This window comes from Brachyspira hampsonii 30446 (assembly GCF_000316195.1).
Lineage (GTDB): Bacteria > Spirochaetota > Brachyspiria > Brachyspirales > Brachyspiraceae > Brachyspira > Brachyspira hampsonii_C.
The window spans coordinates 643,995-650,598 of record NZ_JH994110.1; the positions used below are offsets into that span (position 1 = coordinate 643,995).

6 protein-coding genes are annotated in these 6,604 nt (G+C 26.8%); 5 read left to right on the top strand and 1 reads right to left on the bottom strand.

Features of this window, described 5'->3' with window-relative positions; translation table 11 throughout:
- Nucleotides 1–79: 79 nt before the first annotated feature.
- The 5 genes from A966_RS02880 (at nt 80) to pncB (ending at nt 4,231) form a co-directional block, all read left to right on the top strand.
- A complete protein-coding gene (locus A966_RS02880) occupies nt 80–769 on the top strand; it encodes an ankyrin repeat domain-containing protein (protein WP_008722345.1) in 690 nt (229 codons plus the stop codon).
- A 101-nt stretch (nt 770–870) separates the two neighbouring features.
- Complete coding sequence (locus A966_RS02885) at nt 871–1,815, top strand: N-acetylmuramoyl-L-alanine amidase family protein (RefSeq protein ID WP_008722346.1); 945 nt, start codon at nt 871–873, stop codon at nt 1,813–1,815.
- Between the two features lie 79 nt (nt 1,816–1,894).
- Complete coding sequence (locus A966_RS02890) at nt 1,895–2,794, top strand: M23 family metallopeptidase (protein ID WP_008722348.1); 900 nt, start codon at nt 1,895–1,897, stop codon at nt 2,792–2,794.
- Nucleotides 2,791–3,021, top strand: coding sequence for an AtpZ/AtpI family protein (locus tag A966_RS02895; RefSeq protein WP_008722350.1), 231 nt, complete (start codon nt 2,791–2,793; stop codon nt 3,019–3,021). Before A966_RS02890 ends, A966_RS02895 begins: the two co-directional genes overlap by 4 nt.
- A 10-nt stretch (nt 3,022–3,031) precedes the next feature.
- Nucleotides 3,032–4,231 carry a nicotinate phosphoribosyltransferase gene (gene pncB, locus A966_RS02900; RefSeq protein ID WP_039955511.1) on the top strand — a complete coding sequence of 400 codons (1,200 nt, stop codon included), beginning with the start codon at nt 3,032–3,034 and terminating at the stop codon, nt 4,229–4,231.
- A 749-nt stretch (nt 4,232–4,980) separates the two neighbouring features.
- Here the strand turns inward: pncB and A966_RS02905 are convergent.
- Nucleotides 4,981–6,462, bottom strand: coding sequence for a tetratricopeptide repeat protein (locus A966_RS02905; RefSeq protein WP_008722354.1), 1,482 nt, complete (start codon nt 6,460–6,462; stop codon nt 4,981–4,983).
- Nucleotides 6,463–6,604: the final 142 nt, after the last annotated feature.

Consider the following 6,604-nt stretch of genomic DNA (forward strand, 5'->3'; position numbering starts at 1 on the left):
ATTAAAATATTAAAAAGTATTTTACTAAATATAGTAATTTTTGTTTTAAAATCAAAAATTAAATTGGAGATATTATATTATGAAGAATATAGTTAGTATTTTATTTATTTTAATTTTATCCATTCCGCTTTATTCTCAGACTGCAAGATTTAAAAGACTTACTCCAGAACAGTTAACCAATCTTGCAAATCCTAGAAGACTTTCACATAGAATATTTTATACAAAATCTTCTCAGGGGCCTAATGCCAAATGGTTTGATGCGGTAAAAGAAGGAAATCTTGATGAGATAAAAAAAATGGTTGAGGCAGGTCAGGATATAGAAGTTCAGGATACATACAGTTTGAAACAGACTGCTTTAGGCTGGGCTGCTTTCATAGGATATTTAGATGTTGTTGAGTATTTAGTATCTAAAGGTGCTAATCTCTATGCAGGCGATACTGCTGATGTTACAAGTGCTTTTAAATCTGCTATACTTGGCGGAAATATAAAAATTATAGAGTATTTATATCCTTTATACAATGGAAAATTAGATCTTAATGAGCAGGATAAAAGAGACGGTGAAACAATGCTTATGGTTGCTGCTGGAAACTCAAGAGAAGATGCTGTAAAATTCTTGTTGGATAAAGGAGTTGATGTAAATATAGTAAGCAAACAGTTAAATAAATCAGCATACACTTATGCATGCGAATCAAGAAATCAGAATATTATTAAGATGATATCAGATGCCGGCGGAATAAATGTAAGAACAGGAAAGGCTTCTTGTCAATAATAGCAATAATAATGAAATTACTAAATAATGGGGCTTATAAAAGCCCTATTTTTGTATATGCATATTAATTTAATAAAATTATTTACGATAATTATACTATTATGGATAACAAGAACCGTTTTATTATATTTTCTACAGTAATTATTGTTCTGATAATAGTTTCTTTTTCATCTCTTATAGTTACTGCAAATATGAGAGTATCTGAAACTATAGTACGAGAAAGCGAATTAAATAATGCTGAAAGTCCTAGCAGAAAATTTAATGATATAATAGAAAATAGAAAAGTAAGAATACTTATAGATCCGGGACATAATGCGGCTACTAAAGGTGCTTTGGGTTATTTGGGTTATGAATATTATATGAATTTAAGGGTGGCTAGAGAATTAGCAAAAATACTTTCAGAGGATAATAGATTTGAATATTTTTTAAGCAGAGAAGGTGCATATTACAGCAGACCAATAAAAGAATATATGACTAATAATTATCAGGAACTTTTAGGTATATATAATACAAAAGTAAAAGGTGAAGAGAGAACCGGAAGATTAACTAGATATCAGACTTTAGAGTTATATGCTATTAGACACTATGCTATAGATAATAATTTTGATTTGCTTTTAAGTATACATTTTGATTATATGCCTTATATAAGCAGAAGATCTAAGACTTCAGGTTTTCATGTTATAGTTAGTCCTTACAATAGAGAATTCCCAGCTTCTATGCAGGTGGCTTATAAATTGTCTGAGAGAATGCAGGAGAAATACAAAATTTCCCCTATAATAGGACATGACAGAGTGCTTCCTAATACTGTATGGAAATTTTATGATAAAGAAGAGCTTATAAATAATGCCATATCATTAAGAGGGTTAGTAGTTATAGGAGATGCTTTTGAAAATGCTTATAATAAACAGGAAATAAAAAAAGATGTTCCTTCTGTACTCATAGAATCTGCTTTTATACATGAATGGCAATTTGGAAGCAACAAAGCTGTAAAAGAATTAGCTAATCAAATGTACTTAGCTTTAGTTGATATATATACTACAAAATGAACTATTTAACTGTTATTATATTATTGATTAAAAATCAATATTTTGTTAAAATAACTATAAAATAGGCAGCAGTAGAATTATGTATATAAAACATAAAAAAAAGAAAAATAATAATAAATATATTAATAAAAAGAATAACCCATTTCATTTATTTTTTAATAAAATCGGTAGATTTCTCACGCATAGAATTTATTTTATGTTTATACCTCATTCTAAGAAGAAAACTAGAACATTATCGCTTCCTGTATATTCTATTATAATAATAGTATTAATAATTTCTATATCTCTGCTCACAACATTTTCTTTTCTTACAAAAAATACAGTTTTGGCTAGTAAAACTGAAGTGTTAAGCGGAAGTTATAAGGATAAATTATCTGAGATAAATTCGCTTGAAAATATATTCAGCTCTGTTGTTACTAATGACTATTATAGAAATGATATGTCTAATATTGCCTCTCTAATGAAAGTTGATACAAATAGTATTAATTTAGCAGCAAATTATGCAGATAATATTTTACTTATGAATTCAAGAGCTGAAGAGTTAGAAAAATTGAAAGTATATTTAGATGAGTTAAAGGCTAATATAACTTCAAAAAATAATGCATTAGAGCCAATACCTTCCATACTGCCTATAGATTCAAGATATGCCGTTATATCAAGACCTTATCAGAAAGGCTCTATTATATCAAGGGGTATAGGTTTTGAAACTATTGCAGGAACTCTGATTAGAGCTACTGCTTCCGGTACAGTTAATGATATATCTTACAATAAAGATACCGGATTTACAATTACAATTTATCATAGATTTGGTATTATTACCAGATATAGCGGACTTGCTACTTCTTTAGTATCAGAAAGAATGGGTGTAAAGAAGGGGGAAATATTAGGAAATGCTAAAACAGGCGTTTTTGAGTATGAATTAAGAATAGCTAGTGAATATGTTAATCCATTAATATTTACAACAATGGAATATGAATGAATATAACTGAAAATAAAAAATTAAAAAATGGAATAAAATATGCAGCACTTGGTGTTGAGTTTGGAAGTATGGTATTAGGTTTAACTTTTGTTGGATATTATGCTGATAAACATTTTAACAGTAAGCCTTTATTTACAATAATAGGAATATTCGTAGGTTTTGTCTCGGGGATTTATAGGCTTTATAAAATATCCAAGACTTTTGATAAAATTAATAAGAATAAATAAGGATAAAATAATGAAACCTATAATAAATAGTTTGCTAGATACTGATTTATATAAATTTACTATGCAGCAATGTGCCTTAAGACAATTTTCAGATGTTTGGGTTCGTTATGTTTTTAGAAGCAGGAATATTTTAGAGTGGACTGAAGATATGCATAAGGAACTTTTAAAACAGGTAAAATATTTTTGCGATTTAAGATTTAGAAAAGATGAATTAGAATATTTAGCATCTTTAAGATTTATAAAAAAAGATTATATAGAATTTCTCAAGTTATACAGACCTTTAGCTGAGCATATAAAGGCATTATTTGATGATAATAAATTAACTGTAGAAATAGAAGGACCTTGGTATCAAACTATTCTTTGGGAAATACCGGTTCTTGCTATGATTAGCGAAATTTATTATGCTTATACTGTTTGTAAAGATGATAATGGTAAAAGAGCTTATGAACAGGCTGAAATTAATTTAATAAGAAAAATAGATGAAAAATTACTGCCTATACATAAATCAGATAACGGATTTAGATTTTCAGAGTTTGGTACTAGAAGAAGATTTTCTTTTGATTGGCAGAGAAAAGTTGTTAATATATTAAAAGATAAACTTCCTGCTGAATGTTTGGTAGGTACAAGCAATGTATATTTTGCTAAGACTTATGATTTGCTTGCTGTTGGTACTAATGCTCATGAATATTATCAAATTGGGCAGGCATTGGATAAGGTAAGGCTTGCAGAAAGTCAGAAGTTCATGCTTCAGTCTTGGGTTAATGAATACAGGGGAGATTTAGGAATAGCTTTATCGGATACTTTAGGTACTGATAAATTTTTAAAAGATTTTGATTTATATTTTGCAAAACTTTATGATGGAATAAGGCATGACTCCGGAGATCCTTTTGAGTGGGGATATAAGGTTATAAATCATTATAAAAATCTCAGGGTAAATCCTAAAACTAAAACATTGCTTTTCAGTGATAGTCTTAATTTTGATAAGGCGTATAATATATACAGAGAATTCAAAGAAGAAACTAATGTTACATTTGGTATAGGTACTTACATTACAAATGATTTTGAACCTGTAGCTAAGCCTTTAAATATAGTGATGAAACTTCAAAGTGTTAATGGTAAGCCTGTAGCTAAACTGTCTGATGATGAAGGTAAGACTATATGTGAAGACGAGGCATTTTTGAATTATTTAAAAATCGTAGCAAAAGAATAGAATTTATAAGCTAAATTATATAGTTTTATTTTTATAATTTGTATTTTTCCAGCACGCGTTAAAATCATTCTAAAAAGTAAATTTAATCTATAATTGCAGTATTTATTATAAATTTAAATATATTTACCGCGTGCTATAAAACTCATATACTTTGAAGAAAACTAGGGTGGGTGCTGTAAATTCTAATTAGACAATAGAAAAATAAAAAACAAAAAATTCAAAGTAAATTAGAAATCCTATAGGGTGGGGAGTGAAAATAGGTTTTAAAACTTTATTACATACCCCGCCATTTAGATTTTTGAAATTAATTTTATGTTTTTAATTTATTTATATTTAAAGTAGAAATTGTTAAAGTATGCCCGCCCAAGTGACCTTTATATTAATTATTTTTTTAACACTTATTATTAGACTTGTTTCAAAACTAAATTTCTTAATATTTGTAAATTTTTATTTAATATTTTTAAATTATAGTTGGGGCTTTGCTGCGAAGCACACAGTCGTGCACCGCTCTGCGTGCTTACGCAAAACCCCACTTCTTTTGCCGTCTAGGCACCTACTCGGTGGTGACCCAGGCACAGCCCGCCTGCGGCGAGAAGCAAAAGGACTGCATATTTATATACTAAAATGGCAGATTATAAAACATGTAAAACGCTGTTTTTATGATTGATAAATTGCTAAATTTTTACATATAATTTTGTCAAGTAGTTTTGAAACAAGTCTATTACGCTTTAATTAGTGTATAGGTTTAACTACTGTAATTCTTCTATTTTTTCTAAAGCTTTATTATTATAAGGATCTATTTCTAATAATTTTTTATATGAGTTAATGGCATTATTTTTATCATTAAGTTTTATATATAAATCAGCCTGTTTTTCCAAATGATATATATCTTGAGTTTCATTATATATTTCTATTGCTTTTTTATATGCGTCATTTCTTTTTTCTATATCCCCTAATTTTTCATATAAATTTCCAATATCCTCAAAACTGTAAGCATCATCTTCTTTATTATATATTTCTATTGCTTTTTTATATGCATCGTTTCTTTCTTCTATACTTCCCAATTTCTCGTATAAATCTCCTAATGCAATATATGCTTCAATATTGTCTGAATCATTTTCTATAGCTTTTTTTAACATTTCTACAGCTTTATCATATTCTTTAATGTATTCATATAATGCTGCTATTGAAATATAATAACTAAAATCATTAGGATTTACTTCTATAGCTTGATTGTATAATTCTATGGCCTTATTATATTCTTCAATTTCTTTATACAACTCAGATAAATAATAATAATATTGATTATTTTCAGGATTTTCTTTTATCATATCATTATATGCTTTGATTATTTCTTTATATTGATTAATATTATTATCATAAAATTTAGTTATTCTGCTCCATATAGAAGGATTAATTTTTATATAGTTTTTATATAGATTTTCAGCTTCTTTATCATTTCCTATTTTTATGTATATTTTTGCAAGAGAATCTATTGCAGTAGAATAAAAGTCTTCTAATTCACTATAATAATCATTTTTTAATAGTTTGCAATATGTATCTATAGCTTCATCGTATTGTTTATTTTTATCATAAGATAATGCCAAATAATGAATAATTTCACTATTATCATCTTGAAAGTTTTCTAAAGATTTTTTAAAATATTTTGCAGCTTCATCAAAGTTTTCAGTTTTTAAATATTCTTTAGCTAAATTAAAAGCATAATATTGTTTATTATTATTAACTTCTGATGTATTGTTTATATCATAAGCTTTTTTATAAGAAATAGCAGCATCTTGGTAATTTCCTATATTATCGTATATTTCTCCCATCAAAAACCAATATTCAGAGTCTTTGTCATTTATTTCTATTGCATTTTTTATATTTTTTAAAGCATCATTAATAACATTAGAAGAATAGTATACACATGCAAGCCAATATAATGCTATGTCATTTTTGCTGTCTAATTCAATTATTTTTTTTAATATTTCTTTGCTGTTTTTGTAATCAAAGTTTAGATAGTATGCTTTTGCTAATAGGAATAATTTTTTGATATTTTTATCATCATCTTTTAAATATTCATTTAATATATCTATGATATTGGAATATTCTTTGTTATATATGAATTCTTTTTCATCGCTTTCAAAGTCATTATTATCGTAGAATTCATTATCATTGAGTATTTCTTCAATTTTTTCTAAAGTATAATACTTCATGTTATGTGAATTCATTTTATTCCCCCTATTTCATATTAATTATTTATATAAAACTACTAATAGAGAACAATTCATATTTTAATTCTATTTAAGAAAATAGATATAATCAAGTATAGATTAATTCTAACATATTTTTATGTTTATTTCAATTATTATT